General features: G+C 70.1%; 15 protein-coding genes. 8 read left to right on the top strand and 7 right to left on the bottom strand.

Translation table 11 applies throughout. The features are described from left to right. Positions 1 to 43: 43 nt before the first annotated feature. The 4 genes from FHW79_RS02035 to FHW79_RS02020 all read right to left on the bottom strand — a co-directional run bounded on the left by FHW79_RS02035 (position 44) and on the right by FHW79_RS02020 (position 5,746). Complete coding sequence (locus FHW79_RS02035) at positions 44 to 2,344, bottom strand: mechanosensitive ion channel domain-containing protein (protein ID WP_247884121.1); 2,301 nt, start codon at positions 2,342 to 2,344, stop codon at positions 44 to 46. A 200-nt stretch (positions 2,345 to 2,544) separates the two neighbouring features. Beyond that, a complete protein-coding gene (locus FHW79_RS02030; protein ID WP_183177425.1) occupies positions 2,545 to 4,236 on the bottom strand; it encodes an oligopeptide/dipeptide ABC transporter ATP-binding protein in 1,692 nt (563 codons plus the stop codon). Further along, a complete protein-coding gene (locus FHW79_RS02025; protein WP_183177424.1) occupies positions 4,233 to 5,039 on the bottom strand; it encodes an ABC transporter permease subunit in 807 nt (268 codons plus the stop codon). The genes FHW79_RS02030 and FHW79_RS02025 overlap by 4 nt, the downstream gene beginning before the upstream one ends. Further along, positions 5,039 to 5,746, bottom strand: a complete 708-nt coding sequence (locus FHW79_RS02020) for an ABC transporter permease subunit (RefSeq protein WP_183177423.1) — start codon at positions 5,744 to 5,746, stop codon at positions 5,039 to 5,041. Before FHW79_RS02020 ends, FHW79_RS02025 begins: the two co-directional genes overlap by 1 nt. Before the next feature lie 258 nt (positions 5,747 to 6,004). On the opposite strand from FHW79_RS02020, the gene FHW79_RS02015 reads away from it, so the two are divergent. The 3 genes from FHW79_RS02015 to phaZ all read left to right on the top strand — a co-directional run bounded on the left by FHW79_RS02015 (position 6,005) and on the right by phaZ (position 10,710). Next, positions 6,005 to 8,374: a VTT domain-containing protein gene (locus FHW79_RS02015; protein WP_183177422.1), complete on the top strand. Its 2,370-nt coding sequence runs from the start codon at positions 6,005 to 6,007 to the stop codon at positions 8,372 to 8,374. Beyond that, positions 8,371 to 9,183: an endonuclease/exonuclease/phosphatase family protein gene (locus FHW79_RS02010; RefSeq protein WP_051658011.1), complete on the top strand. Its 813-nt coding sequence runs from the start codon at positions 8,371 to 8,373 to the stop codon at positions 9,181 to 9,183. The genes FHW79_RS02015 and FHW79_RS02010 overlap by 4 nt, the downstream gene beginning before the upstream one ends. A 306-nt stretch (positions 9,184 to 9,489) precedes the next feature. Beyond that, positions 9,490 to 10,710 carry a polyhydroxyalkanoate depolymerase gene (gene phaZ, locus FHW79_RS02005; protein ID WP_183177718.1) on the top strand — a complete coding sequence of 407 codons (1,221 nt, stop codon included), beginning with the start codon at positions 9,490 to 9,492 and terminating at the stop codon, positions 10,708 to 10,710. Positions 10,711 to 10,877: 167 nt separating this feature from the next. Here phaZ and FHW79_RS02000 read toward each other — a convergent pair whose 3' ends face one another. Continuing rightward, a complete protein-coding gene (locus FHW79_RS02000; protein WP_183177421.1) occupies positions 10,878 to 11,963 on the bottom strand; it encodes a COX15/CtaA family protein in 1,086 nt (361 codons plus the stop codon). Between the two features lie 193 nt (positions 11,964 to 12,156). On the opposite strand from FHW79_RS02000, the gene FHW79_RS01995 reads away from it, so the two are divergent. After that, positions 12,157 to 15,651: a pyridine nucleotide-disulfide oxidoreductase gene (locus FHW79_RS01995; protein WP_183177420.1), complete on the top strand. Its 3,495-nt coding sequence runs from the start codon at positions 12,157 to 12,159 to the stop codon at positions 15,649 to 15,651. A gap of 146 nt (positions 15,652 to 15,797) precedes the next feature. On the opposite strand, the gene FHW79_RS01990 is transcribed toward FHW79_RS01995, so the two are convergent. Next, positions 15,798 to 16,289 carry a lysozyme gene (locus FHW79_RS01990; RefSeq protein WP_183177419.1) on the bottom strand — a complete coding sequence of 164 codons (492 nt, stop codon included), beginning with the start codon at positions 16,287 to 16,289 and terminating at the stop codon, positions 15,798 to 15,800. Between the two features lie 136 nt (positions 16,290 to 16,425). Beyond that, complete coding sequence (locus FHW79_RS01985) at positions 16,426 to 16,689, bottom strand: usg protein (RefSeq protein ID WP_183177418.1); 264 nt, start codon at positions 16,687 to 16,689, stop codon at positions 16,426 to 16,428. A 294-nt stretch (positions 16,690 to 16,983) separates the two neighbouring features. Here FHW79_RS01985 and groES point away from each other — a divergent pair, with 294 nt between their 5' ends. The 4 genes from groES (at position 16,984) to FHW79_RS01965 (ending at position 22,103) form a co-directional block, all read left to right on the top strand. Then, on the top strand, positions 16,984 to 17,274 hold the full coding sequence (groES, locus tag FHW79_RS01980) for a co-chaperone GroES (RefSeq protein WP_014239088.1): 291 nt from the start codon (positions 16,984 to 16,986) through the stop codon (positions 17,272 to 17,274). A gap of 52 nt (positions 17,275 to 17,326) precedes the next feature. Beyond that, on the top strand, positions 17,327 to 18,970 hold the full coding sequence (groL, locus tag FHW79_RS01975; RefSeq protein WP_183177417.1) for a chaperonin GroEL: 1,644 nt from the start codon (positions 17,327 to 17,329) through the stop codon (positions 18,968 to 18,970). 196 nt (positions 18,971 to 19,166) lie between these two features. Then, positions 19,167 to 20,861, top strand: coding sequence for a catalase (locus FHW79_RS01970; protein ID WP_183177416.1), 1,695 nt, complete (start codon positions 19,167 to 19,169; stop codon positions 20,859 to 20,861). A 237-nt stretch (positions 20,862 to 21,098) separates the two neighbouring features. Next, a complete protein-coding gene (locus FHW79_RS01965; protein ID WP_281389996.1) occupies positions 21,099 to 22,103 on the top strand; it encodes a cytochrome-c peroxidase in 1,005 nt (334 codons plus the stop codon). Positions 22,104 to 22,203 lie beyond the last annotated feature (100 nt).

The following is a 22,203-nucleotide window of genomic DNA, read 5'->3' as shown; positions in this document are numbered from 1 at the left end:
CCAGCCCCCGGCCGACCGTTTCTGTTACCAGCTCCGGCCTTCTTTAAGAACCTTGGCTGAGCGCCTCGGCCAGCGCGCGGTCGGGATGGTTCCCGCCGACGATGAGCTGCATGGAGCCGGTCGGCACCTCCACCCCCAGCTCGTCGAAGCGCTTCTTCATGCGGCGGTTGAACTCGCGCGAGACGCCCCACTGCTTGGTCGGACGGGTCTTGAAGCGCGCGGTGATGAGCTGGGTCGAGTCGGGCTGGAACTTGTCCAAGCCCATCACCTCCAGCGGCCCCATGATGTCGGGCGCGAACTGGGTGTCGGACTGCAGGCTGGCACCGATGTCCTTCAGCAGTTCGATCACGCGGTCCGGGTCCTCGCGGTAGGCGACCCGCACCTCGAACAGGGCGTAGGAGAAGTCCTTCGACATGTTCTTGACGGTGCTGACCGAGTTGAAGGGCACCGTGTGGATGGCGCCCGACCCGTCGCGCAGCCGGATCGAGCGGATGGAGATGGCCTCCACCGAGCCGGAATGGCCGCCGCCCACATCCACCACGTCGCCAATGGAGATGCTGTCCTCGAACAAGATGAACAGGCCGGTGATGATGTCCTTGACCAGGGTCTGCGATCCAAAACCGACGGCCAGACCGACCACACCGGCACCGGCCAGCAGCGGCGCGATGTTGACGCCCAGCTCCGACAGGGTGATCAGCGACACCATGGTGACCAGGACGATCAGGAAGGCGTTGCGCAGCAGCGGCAGCAGGGTGCGCACCCGCGCGCTGCGCTCGATCCGCGTGCCGTTGCGGTCGGTGGAGGCGAGGAAGCGCTCGATCATCGCGCTGACCACCTCCCAGGCGACGATGGAGCCGACCAGAAGGAGGCCGATGGTGACCGTGCTGCGCAGGATGCGCTGGCCCAGCCGCGTGTCCGTCCAGGCCAGCGTGTCGAAGCCCCAGCCGTAGAGGATCATCATCGCCGCGCCGACCCAGATCACCGTCTTCACCGCCCGGTGCAGGAAGGGCAGGTAGAGGGAGGCGCGGTCCTTCAGCGGCGGCAGGGCGCCCTGGCTTTCCGGGACCATGCGCAGGCCCCGGCGCAGGCCGCGGTTGATGCCGTTGACCAGCAGCCGGGCGACCACCGCGACCAGGATGGTGATGCCGGTGGCGCGGGCCAGATACTCGAACCCGCCGTAGACGTTCAGCACCCAGACGCCGAAGGTGACCACGACGTAGACGATCGCCAGAACGTGCCAGACGTCGGCGAAGCGGCGGCGGGCGGAGCGCAGGACGGCGCCCTGGCCCTCCGACTCGCGCTCCGCGGTGGCCGCCGGGTCGCCGTCGCCGGACAGCGGGTTGCCGTGCATCCAGTCGGCGACGATGCGGCGGTTCTGCAGGATCAGCGCGATCAGCATGCCGGCGATCGCCAGTCCCAGCAGCTTCAGCAGCGCGCCGTAGGCGCCGAGCGGCAGGCCCAGCACATAGGCGCCCTCCGCCAGGAAATAGCCGTAGACGCCGACCGCGGCCAGCCGGCGGACCCAGCGGTAGAGGCGCAGCGCGTTGGCGTCGCCCATCCGCACCATCCGCAGGGAGGGCGCGAAGGGCGAGATCAGGATGCGGGCGGCGACCAGCAGGATTTGCAGGATGACGGTGGCGTTGATGACGGCCAGCGCGACCAGCCGGACGCGCGGCCCCGGCTCGCTGACCGACAGGATGGCGTAGGCGACGACGATGAAGGCGGCGATGGGCGCCAACTCCAGCAGCGCGCGGCCGAGCAGCAGTGGAAACTGCACAAGGACCGTGGTTCCCCGCCGGGCGGCGAGCGCGTTGCGCGGGCGGGCGAGCAGCCAGCCGACGAAGCGCCCGATCGCCAGACCCGCGGTCAGGATCATCGTCAGCTGGATGGCGATCTGCACCCAGCGGTCGCGGGCCGACGGGTCGACCATCTGCCGGTTCGCCCATTCGATGGCGCCGGGCAGCTCCTTGAACACGTTGCCGACCTGGACGAGCTGACGGCTCAGCACGTCCATGCGCTCGGCCAGGAAGGACAGGGCGCTGGCGCCGATGGTCTCGGGCAGGGTGCTGGCCGCCGGGGCCTCCTCGGCCTTGGCCTGCTCCAGCCCCTTCTGCGCGGCGACCAGCGCCTTCAACTGCTCGACCAGCCGGGCGCGGGCCGCCGGGTCCTCCAGCGTCGTGATCATCGCCTGCATCTGCTCGGGCGTCGGATCGGGCGAGGCGGCGGGTTCCGCAGGGGCCGCGGCGGCGGGGGCCGGCATGGCGGCGCCCGGCACGGGGCCGGCGGCCAGCGTCGGCGCGGCGAGGCCGGTGAGAAGCAGCAGAAGGACGGCGAGTGCGCCCATGCAGGGGACCGTCCACCGGGTGCGTGCGCGAAGCATCCCTGTCCTTTTCCGTGATTTCGGCAATGCGTCAGTGAAGGCCGGGGACGTTATCCCGTGCCCGCCTCCTTGCCAACCCGCGCAGTTTCAGACCTTTTTGGGACGGAATTGCGGCCATGCCCAAGGCGCCGGGTCCAAGGCGCCGGCGGGCTCCGGACAGGGGGTTACGGGGCTCTTCCGCCAACCTGGGCGCCGTCTTGCGCGTCGTCATGCGCGACATGGCAGGCGACTCGGTGGCCCGGCGCCACGGTATCGAGCGACGGCGGGACCTGGGCGCAGCCGTCATGGGCGAGCGGGCAGCGCAGCCGCAGGGCGCAGCCGGTCGGCGGGCGCAGCGGGGATGGGGGATCGCCGTGCAACGCCGGGCGGGCGAGGCGGGCCGCCGCGATCAGCGCGCGGCTGTAGGGGTGCCGCGCCCCGGCGGCCAGAACCGCGCTGTCCGCCGCCTCGACGATCCGGCCGAGCAGGAGCACCAGCGCCCGCCGCGCGACCCCCAGGCCTTCCGCCGCATCCTGGGTGGCGTAGAGCAGGGCCAGCCGGCGGCGGCGGCGGATCGCCCGCAGCAGGGCCAGGAAGTCGCCCCGCTCCGCCCCGTCGAGCATCGCCGCCGGCTCGTCGCAGACCAGCAGGCGCGGCTCCGGCAGCAGGGCGCGGGCCAGACCGGCGCGCGCCGCCTCCGCGGGACGGAGCGAACCGGGATAAAGGTCGAGGACCGCCGAGGGCAGCCCGACTTCCTCCAGCGCCTCGGCCAGCCACGCCGCTTGGTCGGCGGCGGACCGGGTGGGCCGCAGCGACTCCAGCGTCTCGGCGAGTTGCGCGCCGATGGTCATCAGCGGGTCGAAGGCGGCCAGCGGGTCGGGGAAGAGGATTTGCAGGTCCCGCCGCGCCCGGCGCATCGCCTCCGGCGGGGCGGCGGCGAGGTCGGTCCCCAGCCAGGACACCTGACCACCGACCGGCGGGACCAGCCGCAGGATGGCGCGGGCCAGCACCGACTTGCCGCTGCCCGTCTCGCCGAGCAGGGCCAGCGTCTCGCCCTCGGCCAGCGCGATGGACAGGCCGTCCACCACGGTCAGCCAGCGCTCCTCGCCGCGCCAGCTCCGCCCCAGCGGGAAGGCGACGCGCAGGTCGCGCACCGACAGGATGGGCGGGCCGGAGGGCGCCGGTTCCACCGGGGACGGGGCGGGGGTGGGCTCCTCCTCCGGCGCTTCCAGGCGCCCTTGGGCCAGGATCAGCCGGCGGTCGGCCAGACCGGAATGGACTGGATCGGGTTGCGGGCGCCCGGCTAGCAGCAGCGCCGTTCCGGCCTCGCGCGTCCAGGCGGCGAGGTCGTTCAGCAGGCGGACGCGCTGGGTGGGGTCGAGCGCGGCGGCGGGGGCGTCGGCGAGCAGCAGCGCCGGCTGCGCCGCCATGGCCAGCGCCAGCGCGGCCCGCCAGCGCATCGCCTCGCCCAGCTCGTGGGGGTGGAGCGCCAGCCGGCGCGCCGCGGCGGGCACTTGGAAACGCTCCAGCGCCTCGGCGGCGCGGCGCAGGGCGGTGCGCTCGTCCAGCCCCGACTGGTGGGCCAGCAGGTCTGTGAACTGGGCGCCGAGCGGGCGCAGCGGGTCGAGGGCGCCGTCCTGGGTGACCAGGATGCGCCGTCCTTGGATGCGGATGTCGCCCAGCACCGTGACGCCCTTCGGGGCCAGCCCGGCCAGCGCGCGCAGCAGCAGCGTCTTGCCGGCCCCGGCGCCGCCCGACAGGGCCAGCACCTCGCCGGGCTCGACGGCGAAGCTCAGCCGGTCGAGCAGAATGTCGCGGCTGGTCAGCAGGGACAGCCCTTCCACCCGCAGCGGCGCGCGCTCTCCCGATCCGCTCACCGGCGCCCTCCGGTCGTGGAGAAGGCCAGCCGCATCCCGTCGCCCACCCCGTGCAGCGCCCACAGGGTCAGCGCCAGCAACAGCGCCGGCCCGGCCAGCGCCATGGCGTCGCCCGTCCGCGCCGCCGCGCCGATGGCGGTTCCCCAGCCGGTCACCCCCTCCGGCAGGCCGAGGCCGAGCAGGCTGGCGAGGCTTTCCGCCATCAGGGCGCGGGGAAGGGCGGTCCAGGCCGCGGCGGCGAGCGGCAGGATGACGTTGGGCAGGGTGTGGCGGCGCAGCCGGCGTCCGCCGGTCAGCCCGGCGGCCTGGGCGGCGCTCAGGAACTCCCGCCGCAGCAGGGCGCGCAGTTCGTCCCGCGCGACGACGGCCACCGCCGGGGCGGCGATCAGGGCGGTCACCACGGCCATCGGCGCCAGCCCGCGCCCCGGACCCAGCAGCCCGCCGGCCAGCGGCAGGACCAGCGCCAGGGGCAGGCCGGTCAGTGCGATGGCGGGCGCCATCATCGCCCGCTCCGCCCGCTCGCCCAAGGCCACCGCGGCGCCTCCCCAGAGCAGGCCGAGGGCGGCCCCGCCCAGCCCGGCGAGCAGCGCGAAGGTCAGGCTCTGGTGCCCGGCGGCCAACGCCGCCCCCACCGGGCCGCCCCCGGTGACGAGGCCGGCCGCGACCGCCAGCATCAGCGCCGCCAGAACGGTCAGCCCCGCCGCGGCCGGCCGGTGCGCGGTCAGGCGTTGCCCGGCCTTCTGCCAGGGGCCGTCGCGCCAGTGTGGATCGGTGCGGGAGTCGGTGCCGGCGGGTTCGTGCATCAGGCCATCCGGGCCCGCGGGTCGATCCAGCCGTGCAGCGCGCCGCCCAGCGCGCCCAGCAGCACGGCGAGGCCGCACAGCCCGGCGAGCGCCGCGACCGCCATGCCGGTGTCCCCGGCGCGCGCCGCCTCGACGAACAGCCGCCCGGCGCCGGAAAAGCCGCTTCCGAACAGGCTTTCCACCACCACCGCCGCGGCCACCGTTCCCGCCACGGCGCTGCGCAGGCCGCCCATCGCCGCCGACAGCCCCAGCGGCAGGGCGAGCCGCCACAGCAGGGCGGAGCCGTCCATCCCCCGCCCGCGCGCCGCCAGAAGAACCGTGTCCTCCGCCCCGGCCCGCGCCCGGTCGGCGAGCGTCGCGGCCTGGGCGGCGGCGGGCAGGGCGAGGGCGGCGAGGCCCAGCAGGACGGGCGCCTTCGCCAGCGAGGCGGCGAAGACCGCGGCCAGCAGAAAGCCCGGCATGGCCGGACCCACCCCGCCAAGGACGGCGCCCACCCCGCCCATGACACCGAGCAGGGCGCCGAACCCGGTCCCCAAGGCCAGCGCCGGCAGGACCAGCGCCAGCGTCGCCGGCAGGGCGGCCAGCGCGGCGCCCAACGCCGGCGCCCAGCCGGGTCCGGCCAGCGCGGCCACCACGGCGGCGGCGAGCGCGAGGCCGAGCAGGGCCGGCACCGCGGCCAGCACCCGGCGCAGGACGAGGCTCAGCATCGGCCCCGCCGGGAGCGGGCGGCCGTGACGGGCGGATTGTGTGGAGTGACGGACAAGCGGCTCACAACAAGCGGGTCACGGGGCAAGGACGGGCACGAATGGATTCCTCCTGACGGTACCCAGGTCCCGGCCGGTCGGGCAATGGAATTTCGCCTCTCGGCGGGGGGCGGGGAGGGTTGGGCGGCTGCGGTGTTGTTCGGGCATCCGCCTTCCTGGCCGGTCGCAGCCCGTCCCGGACGCACCATATGTGAACCCCCGATGCCGATCCCCGCAGGAACCCCGGTCCAGCCGCGTCCCATGCCCGACCAGCCCTCCCTCCCCACGCCGCCGGACCCGACGCTCACCATGGCGCTTTCCAGTGCGGCGGCGGACCCGCTGCTGGTGCCCGGCCGCACCTGCTGGCGGGTGGAGCGGGCGGAGCGGGTCGGGGTCATCGTCGATGCCGAGGACTATTTCGCGCTCGCCAAGGCGGCGATGCGGCAGGCGCGGCGCAGCATCTACCTGACCGCCTGGGACTTCGACGCCCGCATCCGGCTGACCCCGCAGACGCGCCGCCCGCGCCGCCCCGACAAGCTGGGCAATCTGCTGAACTGGCTGGCCGCGACCCGCCCGGACCTGACCATCCATGTGCTGAAGTGGGATTTCGCGGAGCTGTTCGATCTGGCCCGCTGGTCGCAGCCGCTGTTCCTGCGCGGCTGGCTCAGCCATCCGCGGCTCCAGTACCGGCTGGACGGCGACCACCCCGCCGGGGCCTGCCACCATCAGAAGATGCTGGTGATCGACGACCGCCTGGCCTTCTGCGGCGGGCTGGACATCACCGCCAACCGCTGGGACACCCGCGCCCATCGCGCCGACGAGCCGCTGCGCCGCCAGCCGGACGGCACCCCCTACGAGCCCTTCCACGACGTGATGATGGCGGTGGACGGCGACGCCGCCCGCGCGCTGGGCGACCTGTTCCGCGAGCGCTGGCGCCGCGCCACTGGCTGCGTGCTGTCGCCGCCCGCCATGGACGTCCCCGGCGGCGGCGGCGGCCTTGCCGACGGCAAGCGTCCCCGGCGGCTGCGGCTGAAGGCGCGCCGGGCCGGGCCGGACAGCCCCGATCCCTGGCCGCAACAGCTCGTCCCGCTGTTCAAAAGCATGCCGGTCGGCATCGCGCGCACCGAACCCGGCTACAACGGGCGCGCCGAGGTGCGGGAGGTCGAGGCGCTCTACACCACCGCCATCGCCGCGGCGGAGCGCTTCATCTACATGGAGAGCCAGTATTTCGCCTCGGTCGCCGTGGCCGAGGCGTTGAAGGCGCGGCTGGCCGAGCCGGACGGGCCGGAGGTGGTCGTCGTCAACTCCGCCCGCACGTCGAGCTGGCTGGAGAACACCGTGATGCTCGGCGCCCGCGCCCGGCTGGTGAAGGAACTGCGCGAGGCCGACCGGAACGGGCGCTTCCGCTTCTACATCGCCAAGACCGAGAGCGCCAAAACCGGCAGCGTCGGCATCACCATCCACGCCAAGGTGATGGTGGTGGACGACCGGCTTCTGCGCATCGGCTCGGCCAACCTGAACAACCGGTCGATGGGGCTGGACACCGAATGCGATCTGGCGCTGGAGGCGCCGCATGGCCGCGTGGAGGGGCGCGAGGCCCGGCAGGCCATCGCCGGGGTGCGCGACGACCTGATCGCCGAACATCTCGGGGTGGCGCCGGAAAGCGTGACGGCGGAACTGCGCCGCTCCGGCTCGCTCATCCGCACGGTGGAGGCGCTGCGCCGGCCCGGCGCGCGGACGCTGGAGCCGCTGGAGGACGCCGATCCCGGCCTGCTGGCCGCCGCCGTCGCCGATTCCATGCTCTTCGACCCCGAACGTCCGGTCAACGCGGCGGACATCGTGTGGCGTGTCCTGCCGTCGCGCATCCCGCGGCGCCACCACTGGCTGGCGCTGGGTGTCATCCTGGCGGTGGTCGGCGGGGTGTGGGGCTTGTGGAACCACACGCCGCTGCGCGACTGGGCGACGCTGGACGCCGTTCTGGACGCGTTCGAGCACCTGCGCGAGTCGGCCTTCGGGCCGCTGTGGCTGATCCTGCTCTATGTCGCCGGGGGCTTCGTGCTGTTTCCGGTGTTGCTGCTGATCGCGGCGACGGCGATCGCGCTGGGGCCGTGGATGGGCTTCCCGACCGCGCTGGCCGGGGTGCTGGCCTCCGCCGCGGCGCTGTTCTGGGTGGGGCGGCTCACCGGCCGGCGCCCCATCGAGCGCTACGGTGGTGCTGTGGTGCGACGGGCCAGCGACGCGCTCGGCGAGCGCGGCGTGCTGGCCATGGCGGCGCTGCGGGTGGTGCCGGTGGCGCCCTTCACCGTGGTGAACCTCGTCGCGGGGGCTTCCCGCATCCGGTTTCCCGACTATCTGTTCGGGACGGTCCTGGGGATGGCGCCGGGAATCCTTGTCTTCAACCTGCTCGGGCACCAGCTTGAGCGTGTGTTGACGGAACCGACGCCCACCGACATGGTTCTTCTGGGGCTGGCGGCGGTGACGGCGCTGGGGTTCGGCTGGGCCGGCAACCGGCTGGTGCGGGCCCTGGGGGTGAGACGGCGGACCACCGGGCCGGCCACCGGAGAAATAGCGAGGGGAGACCAACAGCGGTGATCCGATTCAGCCGAGAGCGTGTGCAGCGGATCGCCTCCGCGCTGCGCGCCGCGCGCGTCCGCCGTCCGAAGCGCCGCGTCGACAGCCGCAGCGGCCCGGTGCCGGAGGGCATGGCGCCGCTGCGTGTGGCGACCTGGAACATCCACAGCTGCGTCGGGCTGGACGCGCGCTTCGCGCCGGACCGCATCGCCGAGGTCATCAAGGAGCTGGACGTCGATCTGGTCGGGCTCCAGGAGGTCGGCTGGCACCACCGCGGCGAATCCGGGCTGGACCAGTTCGCCTTCCTGGAACGGGCGACCGGGCTGAAGGCCCACGCCGGCCCGACCAAGCACAACGCCCACGCCCATTACGGCAACGCCATCCTGACCCGGCTGCCGGTCCTGAAATGCGAGCCCATCGACCTCAGCGTCGGGCGGCGGGAGCCGCGCGGCGGCATCGACGTGATCGTCGAGGTGGAGGGGCGTCCGGTCCGCATCATCGTCGCCCATCTCGGTCTCGACCCGTGGGAGCGGGCGCGGCAGGTTGGCGCCATCGTCGACCGGCTGGAGGAACAGCCGGCCCTGCCGACCCTGTTCATGGGCGACCTCAACGAATGGGCGCCGAACTCCCCCCGGCTGCGCAAGCTGGCCGAGGCCTTCCCCGACTGGGCCAGCCCGCGCAGCTTCCACGCGCGGATGCCCACGCTGCGGCTCGACCGCATCTACGTGAACAACGGGCTGACCATCCCGTCCTACGAGGTTGTGCGCACGGTGCTGACGCGCCGCGCGTCCGACCATCTGCCGGTGCGCGCCACCGTGGCGGTGCCATAACCGATATTCCCGCTGGGGCATCCGGGCCCCTGTTGGCTGCAAGGCGCGTGCGCGGTTCCGCGGGCGCGCCTTCTTCTTTGGGCTTGATCCTTCGGCCTTGCCTCCTTTGCAGTGCAGCATTGCGCGGTCTGTTTCGTGTGGCTGACTGTTTCCCATGTAAGTTTTTTGCCCGAGAACGGGTGTCGGCTATTGACCTTCCGGATAAGGGCTGGCCAATCTATCGGTTGGTCATACGACCAATGACGGCCGACCAATGACGACACCCAGCCGACCGGGCGTGGGACCAACCGCCGAAGCGAGGACATGTTGCTCTACCATCTCTACGATCTGCAGCACGCCGCTCTGCGCCCGATGCGCCTCCTGGCCGAAGCGACCCAGCACACCTTCCAGAACCCGTTCAGCCCGGTGTCCTACACCCGCGTCGGCCGCGCCATGGCCGCCGGCGCGGAACTGCTGGAGCGCACCACCCGCCGCTTCCCCAAGCCGGAATTCGGCCTGAAGACCACGGTGGTGAACGGCGAGACGGTGGCAGTCACCGAGCGCATCGCCCACCGCCAGCCCTTCTGCAACCTGCTGCACTTCGCCAAGCCAGAGGGCACCCCGGCGCAGCCGCGCGTCCTGCTGGTCGCCCCCATGTCGGGCCACCACGCGACCTTGCTGCGCGGCACGGTGGCGGCGCTGCTGGCCGACCACGACGTCTTCGTCACCGACTGGATCGACGCCCGGCTGGTGCCGCTGGCGCGCGGGCGGTTCGACCTCGACGACTACATCGACACGGTGGCGGAGCTGATCCGCATCCTGGGGCCGCAGACCCACGTCATCGCGGTGTGCCAGCCGGCGGTTCCGGTCCTGGCTGCGGTGTCGCTGATGGCGGCGGGGGACGAGGCGGTGCAGCCGCGCTCCATGACGCTGATGGGCGGCCCCATCGACCCGATGGCCAACCCGACCGCGCCGGTGAAGCTGGCGGCGACCCGCCCGCTGTCCTGGTTCGAGCGCAACGTCATCACCACCGTCCCGGCCTATTATCCGGGCGGCTTCCGGCAGGTCTATCCGGGTTTCATCCAGCTCTCCGGCTTCATGTCGATGAACCTGGACCGCCACATCGGGGAGCATGTCGGCCTGTTCCGCCACCTCGTCCGCGGCGACGGTGATTCCGCGGAGCAGCACCGCCGCTTCTACGACGAATACCTGTCGGTCATGGACCTGTCGGCGGAGTTCTACCTGCAGACCATCGAGACGGTGTTCCAGAAGCATGCGCTGGCCAACGGCACCATGGAGTCGCGCGGGCGCAAGGTGGAGCCGGCGGCGATCCGCCGGACCGCCGTGATGACGGTGGAAGGCGAACTGGACGACATCTCCGCCCCCGGCCAGACCGAGTCGGCGCACCGGCTCTGCGCCTCGCTGCCCGACGACATGCGCGCCCGCCATTTCCAGAAGGGCGTCGGCCATTACGGCATCTTCAACGGCCGGCGCTGGCGCGAGAGCATCATGCCGGCGGTGCGGGAGTTCATCCGCAAGCACGATTGAGGTGCGTGGAAAACCCCTCTCCCGTCCCGGGAGAGGGAAGGGGCCCGCGCCGCAGGCGTGGGAAGGGTGAGGGTGCGGGCAAGGATCAGCCCCTTGATCCTCGGACGACCCTCACCCGGCGCCTTTGGCGCCACCCTCTCCCGGGGCGGGAGAGGGAGTTGGACGGCTCAGCACTTCGGGACGCCCACCGGTCGCAGCTCGTGGAGCAGCCAGACCAGCCCGGACACCAGCAGAATGGCCCCCGCCTGATGGGCGGCGCCCAGCGGTATCCACACGAAACTCAGCAGCGTGGCGATGCCCAGCCCGATCTGCACCAGCACCATCGCCGCGGTCAGCAGCGCCACCCGCCCGGCGCGGCCCGGCAGGCGGGCCACCCACACCCGCAAGGCCAGCCCCAGCACCACCAGCCCGGTCAGCAGCGCCAGCACACGGTGCGTCAACTGGATGGCCGCGGTGTTCTCGAAAAAGTTGATCCACCAGGGCGTCAGGTTGGCGACCTCCGGCGGTATGACGTGGCCGGCCATCAGCGGGAAGGTGTTGTAGGCCAGCCCGGCGTCCGTCCCGGCGACGAAGGCGCCCCAGACGATGGTGACTCCGGTCAGCCCCAGCGCCCAGCGCGCGTGCTTGCGCAGCCGGCCCGACTCCGTCGCCCAGCCGGCCAGCGGCAGCGGGTCGAGAATTCCCAGCGCGGTGCGCAGCAGCAGCCCGTAGATCACGATCGCCGTGCCGAGATGCAGCGCCAGCCGGTAATGGCTGACGTCGGGCCGATCGACCAGACCGCTCTTGACCATGTACCAGCCGATCACCCCCTGGAGCCCGCCGAGCAGGAACAGCCCGGCCAGCTTCGGCCACAGGTCGGCGGGGATGCGCCCGTTGACCCAGAAACGCAGGAAGGGGATCAGGAAGACGAAGCCGATCAGCTGGCCCCAGAAGCGGTGGAACCACTCCCACCAGAAGATCTGCTTGAAGGCCGCCAGATCCATCGCCGCGTTGTGGATGCGGAACTCCGGCGTGGTCTGGTAGAGGCCGAAGACGCGGTTCCATTCCGCTTCCGACAGGGGCGGCAGGATGCCGATCAGCGGCTTCCACTCCACCATCGACAGGCCGGATTCGGTCAGGCGCGTGATGGCGCCGATCACCGCCATGGCGAAGACCATGCCGCAGCAGACGAGGAGCCAATAGGCGATGGGGCGGGTGGAGGCGGGGTCGCGGACGTCTTTCCCGGCGAGGGCGGGGGCGGTGATGTCGGTCACGGACGGGCGGCTCCGGATGATGCGGAAAGGTTCCGGCGGGATAGGGGCTTTCGGCTCATGTGGGGTGCGGCCCCGGCTGCGTCAAACGGACACGGGTTACCCCGTGGCCGGCGACACCGGTTTCGGGTGAAGGCGGCGCGCCGCGGGTGTTACAAATATCAGTCTTACCAACGGCTTCGGATGCGGGGCGGCGATGGCGGACCTCACCCTCGGCTTCGGCCTGTCGTTCCACGAGCTTTACGGGCAGGACGGGCTGGCCCGGCTCGACCGCGCCTTCCTCGCCCGGCTGTCCGACACGGACCTGACGCTCGCCAACCGGCTGCTCTCCGCCCGCGCCCAGCCCGACCGGCTGGAGGCGAGGGCGGAAAGCGACCTCCTGATCGCGCTCGCCCCCCACGCCGAGGATTTCATCGGCGACCTGTTCGGCGTCCGTGCCGCGCTCGACGAACTGCGCGCCCGCCACACCGAGCTGGCGCCGCTCTACACCGCCAAGCGGCTGTTCGTTCAGCGCCGCGCCGCCAAGGCGGTGAAGCCGGAGGCGGTCGCCGCACTCGACGGGGCGGAACTGGCCGCAAGGCTGGAGGACTGGCTGGGCGGCCCGCTGACCGAGGCCGCTTTCGCCCGGCAGGTGCTGGCCTGGATGGAGGACGAGGCCGCCCACGCCGACCAGCTCGACAGCGCCGCCCAATACGCCGCCTGGGCGGTCTTCAGCGAGGCCGGGCGGGCCCGGCATGGCGGCGGCGTGCTGTTCCAGGTGCCGCACCGCACCGACCCGCTGCGTCTCGTCCCGGTGGAGACCGTGGAACGGCACGGCGTCACCATGATGCGCCTGCCCGACGAGGCGTGCCGCGAGCGCCAGGGCTTCCACCTGACCGATCCCGGTACCGATCTGGCCGGGGCGCTGGATGAGGCCAACTACTGCATATGGTGCCACAACCAGGGCAAGGACAGCTGCTCCAAGGGGCTGCGCGATCGCAAGACCGGGGAGTTCCAGACGAGCGCCTTCGGCGTAGCGCTGGCCGGCTGTCCCTTGGAAGAGAAAATTTCCGAGATGCACGCGCTGAAGGCCGAGGGCGTGCCGGTCGGGGCGCTGGCCGTGGTGGTGGTCGACAACCCGATGTGCGCGGCCACCGGCCACCGCATCTGCAACGACTGCATGAAGGCCTGCATCTACCAGAAGCAGGAGCCGGTGGACATTCCGCAGGCGGAGACCCGCACGCTGAAGGACGTGCTGGAGCTGCCCTGGGGCTTCGAGATCTACAGCCTGCTGACCCGCTGGAACCCGCTGGACCTGCGCCGCCCGCTGATGCGGCCGGACAGCGGGTACAAGGTGCTGGTGGCCGGGCTGGGGCCGGCAGGCTTCACGCTGGCCCACCATCTGATGAACGACGGCCACACGGTGGTCGGCATCGACGGGCTGAAGATCGAGCCGCTGCCCGCCGACCTCTCCGGCGTCCTGCCCAGCGGCACGCGGGTGCCCTTCCGGCCGATCCGCGACGTGCGCGACCTCTACGACCGGCTGGACGAGCGGGTGATGGCCGGCTTCGGCGGGGTGGCCGAATACGGCATCACCGTGCGCTGGAACAAGAATTTCCTGAAGGTGATCCGGCTGCTGCTGGAACGCCGGGCGCGCATGACGATCATCGGCGGGGTGCGTTTCGGCGGCACGCTGACCATCGACGGGGCGCTGGGGCTGGGCTTCGACCACATCGCCCTGTGCATGGGGGCGGGCAAGCCGACCGTCGTGCCGATGGCGAACGGGCTGGCCCGCGGGGTGCGGCAGGCCTCGGACTTCCTGATGGGGCTGCAACTGACCGGGGCGGCCAAGCCGGACAGCATCGCCAACCTCCAGGTCCGTCTGCCCATCGTGGTCATCGGCGGTGGCCTGACCGCCATCGACACGGCGACGGAGGCGCTGGCCTATTACCCGGTCCAGGTCGAGAAGTTCCTGTCCCGCTACGAGGTCCTGGCGGCCGAGCGGGGGGAGGCGGCGGTGCGCGCCCGCTGGACGCCCGACGAGGCGGACCTTGCCGACGAGTTCCTGGCCCACGCCCACGCCATCCGGGCGGAGCGCCTGGAGGCGGGGGAGCAGGGGCGCGAGCCGCGCGTCACGGCGCTGCTGCAAACCTGGGGCGGCTCGACCATCGCCTACCGCCGGCGGCTGATCGACAGCCCCAGCTACACGCTGAACCACGAGGAGGTGGCGCACGGTCTGGCCGAAGGCATCCGCTTCCTGGAATGCGCCGCCCCGCGCGGGGTGGAGATCGACGAATCGGGCGCCGCTCGGGCGATCCACCTCGCCATCAGCCCGGTCGGGCCGGACGGGGTGGTGGCGCCCGCCGCGGTGGACGCGCGGCTTCCCGCCCGCACCATCCTGGTCGCCGCCGGCACCCAGCCGAACACCGTCCTGGCCCGCGAAGAGCCGGAGTGGGTGGAGCTGGACGGGCGCTGCTTCCGCGCCATCGACGAGGACGGCCGGCCGGTGACGCCGGAGCGGCAGGCCAAGCCGGCCCAGGCGCAGGTCCTGATGGCCCGTGCGCCGGACGGGCGGTTCCTCAGCTTCTTCGGCGACCTGCACCCGTCCTTCGCCGGCAATGTGGTGAAGGCGATGGGCGGGGCGAAGCGCGGCTATCCGGTGGTCAGCCGCGCGCTGGCCCGCCGAGCGCCCAGCTCCGTGACGCCGGAGGCTCTGGTGCGGCGCCTGAACGCAGAGCTGCGGCCCCTGGTGCACAGCGTCAACCGCCTGACCCCGACCATCGTGGAGGTGGTGGTGAAGGCCCCGGCCGCGGCGCGCCGTTTCGAACCCGGACAGTTCTACCGGCTGCAGAATTTCGAAACGCTGGCGCAACGGATCGGCCGGACCACGCTGGCCATGGAAGGGCTCGCCCTGACCGGCGCCTGGGTGGACAAGGAGGCGGGGCTGCTCTCCCTGATCGTTCTGGAGATGGGCGGCTCGTCCGACCTCTGCGCCCTGCTGAAGCCCGGCGACCCGGTGGTGGTGATGGGGCCGACCGGCGCCCCGACCGAGATCCCGGAGGGCGAGACGGTGGCGCTGGTCGGCGGAGGGCTGGGCAACGCGGTGCTGTTCTCCATCGGGCAGGCCTGCCGGGCGCGCGGCAACCGGGTCGTCTACTTCGCCGGGTACAAGCGGATGGAGGACCGTTACAAGACCGAACAGATCGAGGCCGCCGCCGACCGCGTCGTCTGGTGCTGCGACGAGGCGCCGGGCTTCACCCCGTCGCGCCCCGGCGACCGGACTTTCGTGGGCAACATCGTGGAGGCCATGCGCGCTTACGCGGCGGGCGAACTGGGGCCGGCGGACATTCCGCTGGAGACGGTGGACCGCATCGTCGCCATCGGCTCCGACCGCATGATGGCGGCGGTGGGGGCGGCCCGGCACGGCGCGCTGAAGCCCCACCTGAAGCCTGGCCACGCGGCCATCGGCTCCATCAACTCCCCCATGCAATGCATGATGAAGGAGATCTGCGCCCAGTGCCTGCAACGGCACACCGACCCGGCGACAGGGGAGGAGACGGTGGTCTTCTCCTGCTTCAACCAGGACCAGAGCCTGGACCGGGTGGATTTCGCCAACCTGAACCAGCGGCTGCGCCAGAACGCCGTCCAGGAAAAACTGACCGCCCAATGGATCGACCGCGGCCTGCGGCTGACCGGCCAGCGGAAAGGGTGAGGGGAATGTTCTTTCCCTCTCCCGCCCCGGGAGAGGGTGCCCGCGAAGCGGGCGGGTGAGGGTCGCACAAGGATCAGGCGCTGATCCTTGGCATCACCCTCACCCTTCCCTCTCCCGAGGCGGGAGAGGGACTTTGCGTCTCCCGTTCACGCGCCCGTGGCGGTGCTGACCGAAGCCTGGGGCAGCGGCGTGGTGGAGCTTTCGAACAGGTCGGCCTCGGCGGCGCGGCGCTTGACCAGACCTGGGAGCTGCGTCTTGACGCCGTTGACCGTGGCGTAGACCCAGCGGCCGAACTGGCCGGCCGCACCCTCGTAGTCACCCTGGTTCAGCAGGCGCAGCAGGGTCGAGCACTGCAGGCTGCCGGCCCCCAGGTTGAACACGAAGGAGGCCAGCGCGCCGCGCTGGTCCGGGTTCAGCGCGACGGTGACCAGCTTGTCCACCTGGGCGGCGGCGGAGGTCAGGTCCGACTGCAGGAAACCGTCGGCCTGGGCGGAGGTGATGCTCTGCCCCAGCTCGACCCCGGCGGTGTGGCCGTAGCCGATGGTCGGCACCCCCGCCGGGCACAGATAGGCGTTGAGGTAGAGACCCTCGAAATGCTTCACGAGGTTGACCGCTTCTTGGCAAACCGGCGTCGTCATGTTCGTCATTCCCCAGCTTGTCGTGGACGTGCATCGGCACGGACAATTCGTGCTGAAGAAAGGGTATCCGAAGCAGTAAACCCTTAATAATAGTTTATTTTTTCACATTTTCCCGTACGGGGAGGCGCTCCGCGCTTCAGGTCCAGCGGAATTCCGCGGCCACCGCGCGGGCCTCGCCCGGCGTGATCAGGCGGTTGGTCGCCAGCTTCACCGAATGCAGCTTGCCGTCCAGGTTGGCTTGCCAGAAATCCAGGAACCGGCGCAGCACCGGGTAGGCGGGAGCGATGTCCAGGTCCTGCCAGAGATAGCTCTGCAGCAGGTGCGGGTGGTCGGGCATGTGGTACAGAATCTCCGCCGTGGTCAGGCGGTAGTCGCGAAGCTGAAGACCCAGACTGGCCATGCTCTGCCTCCGTGATGGTGGAACCGATGGCGTCCTTCCGCTGCGTCCTGGTGATTCTTTTGTGAAAGTGTGCCGTTCGCGGCTGCGGCGATCAACAAAATTTTTTCTGCTATTTCAATGCATTAGCAGCAAGGATGGGCGACTGCTGCCAGGAATCGCACCGATTGCCGCAACGACCCTCTTGAATCAAAACCGCAGCTCGATTAGCTGTCTGGCACTCGCCGGGGGAGAGTGCTAACAGCCCCGAGCCCGGCGCCAATCCTTTCAATAAGCCTTGATCCTGGAGGCATCCCCATGAAGTTCCGTCCGCTGCACGACCGCGTCGTCGTCAAGCGTCTGGAGTCCGACACCAAGACCAAGGGCGGGATCATCATCCCCGACACCGCGAAGGAAAAGCCCCAGGAGGGCCAGGTGGTCGCGGTTGGTCCGGGCGCCCGTGACGAGAGCGGCAAGGTCGTTGCGCTCGACGTGAAGGCCGGCGACCGCATCCTGTTCGGCAAGTGGTCGGGCACCGAGGTGAAGATCGAGGGCGAGGATTTCCTGATCATGAAGGAATCCGACATCATGGGCGTCGTCGAGGCCTGAGCCTCCGCCCGCGCTGAGCGATCCAACCCCCCGAATTTCAAGGAAGTGAGCAATGGCTGCCAAGGAAGTTAAGTTCTCCGCCTCCGCGCGCGAGAAGATGCTGCGCGGTGTGGACATCCTCGCCGACGCCGTGAAGGTGACGCTGGGTCCGAAGGGCCGCAACGTCGTGATCGAGAAGTCCTTCGGCGCTCCGCGCATCACCAAGGACGGCGTCTCGGTCGCCAAGGAAATCGAGCTGTCGGACAAGTTCGAGAACATGGGCGCCCAGATGGTGCGTGAGGTCGCGTCGAAGACGAACGACCTGGCCGGCGACGGCACCACCACGGCGACCGTTCTGGCCCAGGCCATCGTCCGCGAGGGCGTGAAGTCGGTGGCTGCCGGCATGAACCCGATGGACCTGAAGCGCGGCATCGACCTCGCTGTCGAGACCGTCGTGAACGACATCCGCGGCCGTGCCAAGAAGGTCACGACCAACGACGAGATCGCCCAGGTCGGCACCATCTCCGCCAACGGCGAAGGCGAGATCGGCAAGATGATCGCCCAGGCCATGGAGAAGGTCGGCAACGAGGGCGTCATCACGGTGGAAGAGGCCAAGAGCCTCGAGACCGAGCTGGACGTCGTCGAGGGCATGCAGTTCGACCGCGGCTACCTGTCGCCGTACTTCATCACCAACGCCGACAAGATGATCGCGGACCTCGAGAGCCCGTTCATCCTGCTGCACGAGAAGAAGCTGTCGGGTCTGCAGGCCCTGCTGCCGGTCCTCGAGGCCGTCGTGCAGTCCTCGCGTCCGCTGCTGATCATCGCCGAGGACGTCGAGGGCGAGGCCCTGGCGACCCTGGTCGTGAACAAGCTGCGTGGCGGCCTGAAGGTCGCCGCCGTCAAGGCCCCGGGCTTCGGTGACCGCCGCAAGGCGATGCTGGAGGACATGGCCATCCTGACCGGCGGCCAGGTCATCTCCGAGGATCTCGGCATCAAGCTCGAGAACGTCACCATCGACATGCTGGGCACCGCCAAGAAGGTCGTGATCTCCAAGGAGAACACCACCATCGTCGACGGCGCCGGCTCGGCCGAGGACATCCAGGCCCGCATCGGCCAGATCAAGGCGCAGATCGAGGAGACCACCTCGGACTACGACCGCGAGAAGCTGCAGGAGCGTCTGGCGAAGCTGGCTGGCGGCGTTGCCGTCATCCGCGTCGGCGGCGCCACCGAGGTCGAGGTGAAGGAGCGCAAGGACCGCGTTGACGACGCCATGCACGCCACCCGCGCCGCGGTGGAAGAGGGTGTCGTCGCCGGCGGCGGTACCGCCCTGCTGTACGCCACCAAGGCGCTCGACGCCCTGAAGCCGATCAACGACGAGCAGCGCGTCGGCATCGAGATCATCCGCCGCGCCCTGCAGGCCCCGGTCCGTCAGATCGCCTACAACGCGGGCACCGACGGTTCGATCGTGGTCGGCAAGCTGCTGGACCAGAACGACGCCAACTTCGGCTACGACGCCCAGAAGGGTGAGTTCACCGATCTGGTCGCCGCCGGCATCATCGACCCGGTGAAGGTGGTTCGCACCGCCCTGCAGGACGCGGCCTCGATCGCCGGCCTGCTGATCACCACCGAGGCGATGATCGCCGAGAAGCCGGAGAAGAAGGCTGCTCCGGCCGGCATGCCGGGTGGCATGGACGACATGGGCGGCATGGGCTTCTGATAGCCCGCGTCATCCACGACGTTTGTGGAAAGGGCGGTCCCTCGGGGCCGCCCTTTTCCGTTTGGGCATCTCCCTGACGGACAGGGTGCCGCCATCCGGCGTTTTGGATTGGAACGGTTCCAAACTGGGGCCGTTGACCTCCCAACCGGACGCCCCAGGGGTGCGCCGGCACGGCTTGCTGTTCAGGGAGAATGCGATGGCTGACCAATCGAAGACTCTGACCAACCGTCAGGGCCACCCGATCACCAACAACCAATCCCAGCGCACCGTGGGGGCCCGCGGGCCGGCGACGCTGGAGAACTACCAGTTCCTGGAGAAGATCTCCCATTTCGACCGCGAGCGCATTCCGGAGCGCGTGGTCCACGCCCGCGGCTTCGTCTGCTACGGCGAGTTCGAGGCGACGGGCAAGATCGGCGACGAACCGGCGTCGACATACACCCGCGCCAAGCTGTTCGGCCAAGCCGGCAAGAAGACCCCGCTGGCCATCCGCTTCTCCACCGTCATCGGCGGGCGCGATTCGTCGGAGGTGGCGCGCGACCCGCGCGGCTTCGCGGTGAAGTTCTACACCGAGGACGGCAACTGGGACCTCGTCGGCAACAACCTCGCGGTCTTCTTCATCCGCGACGCCATCAAGTTCCCCGACGTCATCCATTCGCTGAAGCCCGACCCGGTGACCTTCCGGCAGGAACCGAATCGCATCTTCGACTTCATGAGCCAGACGCCCGAATCCATGCACATGCTGACGCATCTGTTCAGCCCGCGCGGGATTCCGGCCAACTACCGGCACATGGAAGGCTTCGGCGTGAACACCTACAAGATGGTGAACGCCAACGGCGACACGGTGCTGGTCAAATACCACTTCCACCCGCGCTGCGGCGTCGCCTGCCTGACGGCGGACGAGGCGGCGAAGGTGCAGGGGCAGGATCTCGGCTCCGCCTCCAAGGACCTCTTCGAGGCCATCGACCGGGGCGATTACCCGCAGTGGGATATGTATGTCCAGATTATGGAGGACCACGACCATCCCGAGCTGGACTGGGACCCGTTGGACGACACCAAGATCTGGCCGGAGTCGGACTTCCCGCTGCGCCATGTCGGCGTGATGACGCTGAACCGCAACGTCGAGGATTTCTTCAACGAGAACGAACAGATCGCCATGGGCACCGGCGTTCTGGTCGACGGGCTGGACTTCTCCGACGACAAGATGCTGGTCGGGCGGACCTTCTCCTACTCCGACACGCAGCGCTACCGGGTCGGTCCCAACTACCAGCAGTTGCCGATCAACCAAGCCAAGAATGCGCCGGTCGCCACCAACCTGTCGGGCGGCCAGATGTCCTACCAGCGCGATCTGGCGCCGGGGCAGAACCCGCACGTCAATTTCGAACCGTCCATTCACAACGGCCTCAGCGAGGCCCAGCGGGAGGAGCCGAACAACCCGCCGGAACTCCACGGCCGCCTGACCCGCAGCGTGATCGAGCGCCGCAACGACTACGTCCAGGCGCGCGCCCGCTACTGCACCATGATGGACTGGGAGCGCGACGATCTGGTCCTGAACATGGGCACCCTGCTCGGCCAGTGCGAACGCGACGTCCAGGAGCGGATGCTCTGGCACTTCTTCCTGATCCATGACGACTACGGCAGCCGGGTCGCCGGCATGCTGGGCATGACCGCCGCCGACGTCGCCGGCTTGGCCCCCCTGCCCAAGCAGGTGCTGACCGACGAGGACCAGAAGCGGCTGAAAGCGCTGGGCAAGAACGGCGACACGCTTGATCCGAAGCCCTGGGGCCAGTGGACCGGCTCCGTGAAGGTCCACCGCGCCACGGCGGACGAGGTGGCGAAGGGCATGCCGCCGTCCGGCGCGCAAGGCGGCATGACCAGCCAAGCCGCCGAGTAGGCGCAACCTAAGATCATCAACTGGTTGGCGTCCCGATGGGGGCGGCGGGCTGTCCCGCCGCCCCTTTTTCATGCCGGGATGGAGGATTGTTTTGAATGGGCACAATTTGTGTGCGGACATGCGGCAAGTTGCCGCGCGACACGCCTGTCACTGGTATCACCAGAAGGCGCCGTGCCACTGTCATTACGCATCAAGGCATTAGCCAAAATATTAGAACTTCGATAAGGGAGAAGTGCGATGTCCATGCGTGCTGCCGTGTCGTTCGCGGCCATGCTGGCGGCCTCCGTCGCCACCTTCGGCGTGCCCGCGTTCGCCGCCGACGAACCGATTTCGCCGATCGAGCCGGCGAAGGTCACCAATCCCGGATTGGTTGAACTCGGCAAGAAGCTGTACTTCGATCCCCGGCTGTCCAAGTCCGGCTTCATCTCCTGCAACTCGTGCCACAACCTGTCCATGGGCGGCACCGACAACCTGAAGACCTCCATCGGCCACAACTGGCAGCAGGGCCCGATCAACTCGCCGACCGTGCTGAACTCCAGCCTGAACGTCGCGCAGTTCTGGGACGGCCGCGCGCTGACGTTGCAGGAGCAGGCCGGCGGTCCGATCGCCAACCCGGGCGAGATGGGCTCCACCCACGCCCTGGCGGTCGAGGTGCTGCGCTCCATCCCCGAATACCAGAAGGAATTCGGCGAGGTCTTCGGCGAGACCAAGATCACCATCGAGGAGGTGACCAAGGCCATCGCCGCTTTCGAGGAGACGCTGGTCACGCCGAACTCCCGCTTCGACCAGTGGTTGAAGGGTGACAAGAAGGCCCTGACCACCGTCGAGCTGGAAGGCTACGAGCTGTTCAAGGACTCGGGCTGCACCGCCTGCCACAACGGCTCGGCCGTCGGCGGCAACACCTTCCAGAAGATGGGCGTCGTCGAGCCCTACAAGACCAACAACCCCGCCGAGGGCCGCATCGCGGTGACCAAGGAGGAGGCCGACCGCTTCAACTTCAAGGTTCCGACGCTGCGCAACGTCGCGCTGACCTACCCCTACTTCCACGACGGCGAGGCCGCGACGCTGTCCGACGCTGTGGACGTCATGGGCCGCATCCAGTTGGGCAAGAAGTTCTCGACCGACGAGAACGCCAAGATCGTCGCCTTCCTGAAGACGCTGACCGGTGACCAGCCGAGCTTCGCTCTGCCGATCCTGCCGCCGTCCACGGACAAGACGCCGAAGCCGCATCCCTTCGACTGACGGTTCGGGAAGCTATTCCCTCTCCCCTCCGGGGAGAGGGTTAGGGTGAGGGGGGTGCGCTTGTGCCGGACGTGCCGGAAACGCGCACCCCCTCACCTGT

The organism is Azospirillum sp. OGB3 (genome assembly GCF_014192915.1).
Taxonomy (GTDB): domain Bacteria; phylum Pseudomonadota; class Alphaproteobacteria; order Azospirillales; family Azospirillaceae; genus Azospirillum.
This window is presented reverse-complemented; position numbering and strand designations above follow the sequence as displayed.

What these genes read in the sequence shown, in the direction of transcription:
- FHW79_RS02035 (WP_247884121.1), bottom strand. Translation starts at nt 2,344, where the DNA reads ATGGGCGCACTCGCCGTCCTTCTGCTGCTTCTCACCGGCCTCGCCGCG.
- FHW79_RS02025 (WP_183177424.1), bottom strand. Translation starts at nt 5,039, where the DNA reads ATGCACGAACCCGCCGGCACCGACTCCCGCACCGATCCACACTGGCGC.
- FHW79_RS02020 (WP_183177423.1), bottom strand. Translation starts at nt 5,746, where the DNA reads ATGCTGAGCCTCGTCCTGCGCCGGGTGCTGGCCGCGGTGCCGGCCCTG.
- FHW79_RS02015 (WP_183177422.1), top strand. Translation starts at nt 6,005, where the DNA reads ATGCCGATCCCCGCAGGAACCCCGGTCCAGCCGCGTCCCATGCCCGAC.
- FHW79_RS01995 (WP_183177420.1), top strand. Translation starts at nt 12,157, where the DNA reads ATGGCGGACCTCACCCTCGGCTTCGGCCTGTCGTTCCACGAGCTTTAC.
- FHW79_RS01990 (WP_183177419.1), bottom strand. Translation starts at nt 16,289, where the DNA reads ATGACGACGCCGGTTTGCCAAGAAGCGGTCAACCTCGTGAAGCATTTC.
- FHW79_RS01985 (WP_183177418.1), bottom strand. Translation starts at nt 16,689, where the DNA reads ATGGCCAGTCTGGGTCTTCAGCTTCGCGACTACCGCCTGACCACGGCG.
- groES (WP_014239088.1), top strand. Translation starts at nt 16,984, where the DNA reads ATGAAGTTCCGTCCGCTGCACGACCGCGTCGTCGTCAAGCGTCTGGAG.
- groL (WP_183177417.1), top strand. Translation starts at nt 17,327, where the DNA reads ATGGCTGCCAAGGAAGTTAAGTTCTCCGCCTCCGCGCGCGAGAAGATG.
- FHW79_RS01970 (WP_183177416.1), top strand. Translation starts at nt 19,167, where the DNA reads ATGGCTGACCAATCGAAGACTCTGACCAACCGTCAGGGCCACCCGATC.
- FHW79_RS01965 (WP_281389996.1), top strand. Translation starts at nt 21,099, where the DNA reads ATGTCCATGCGTGCTGCCGTGTCGTTCGCGGCCATGCTGGCGGCCTCC.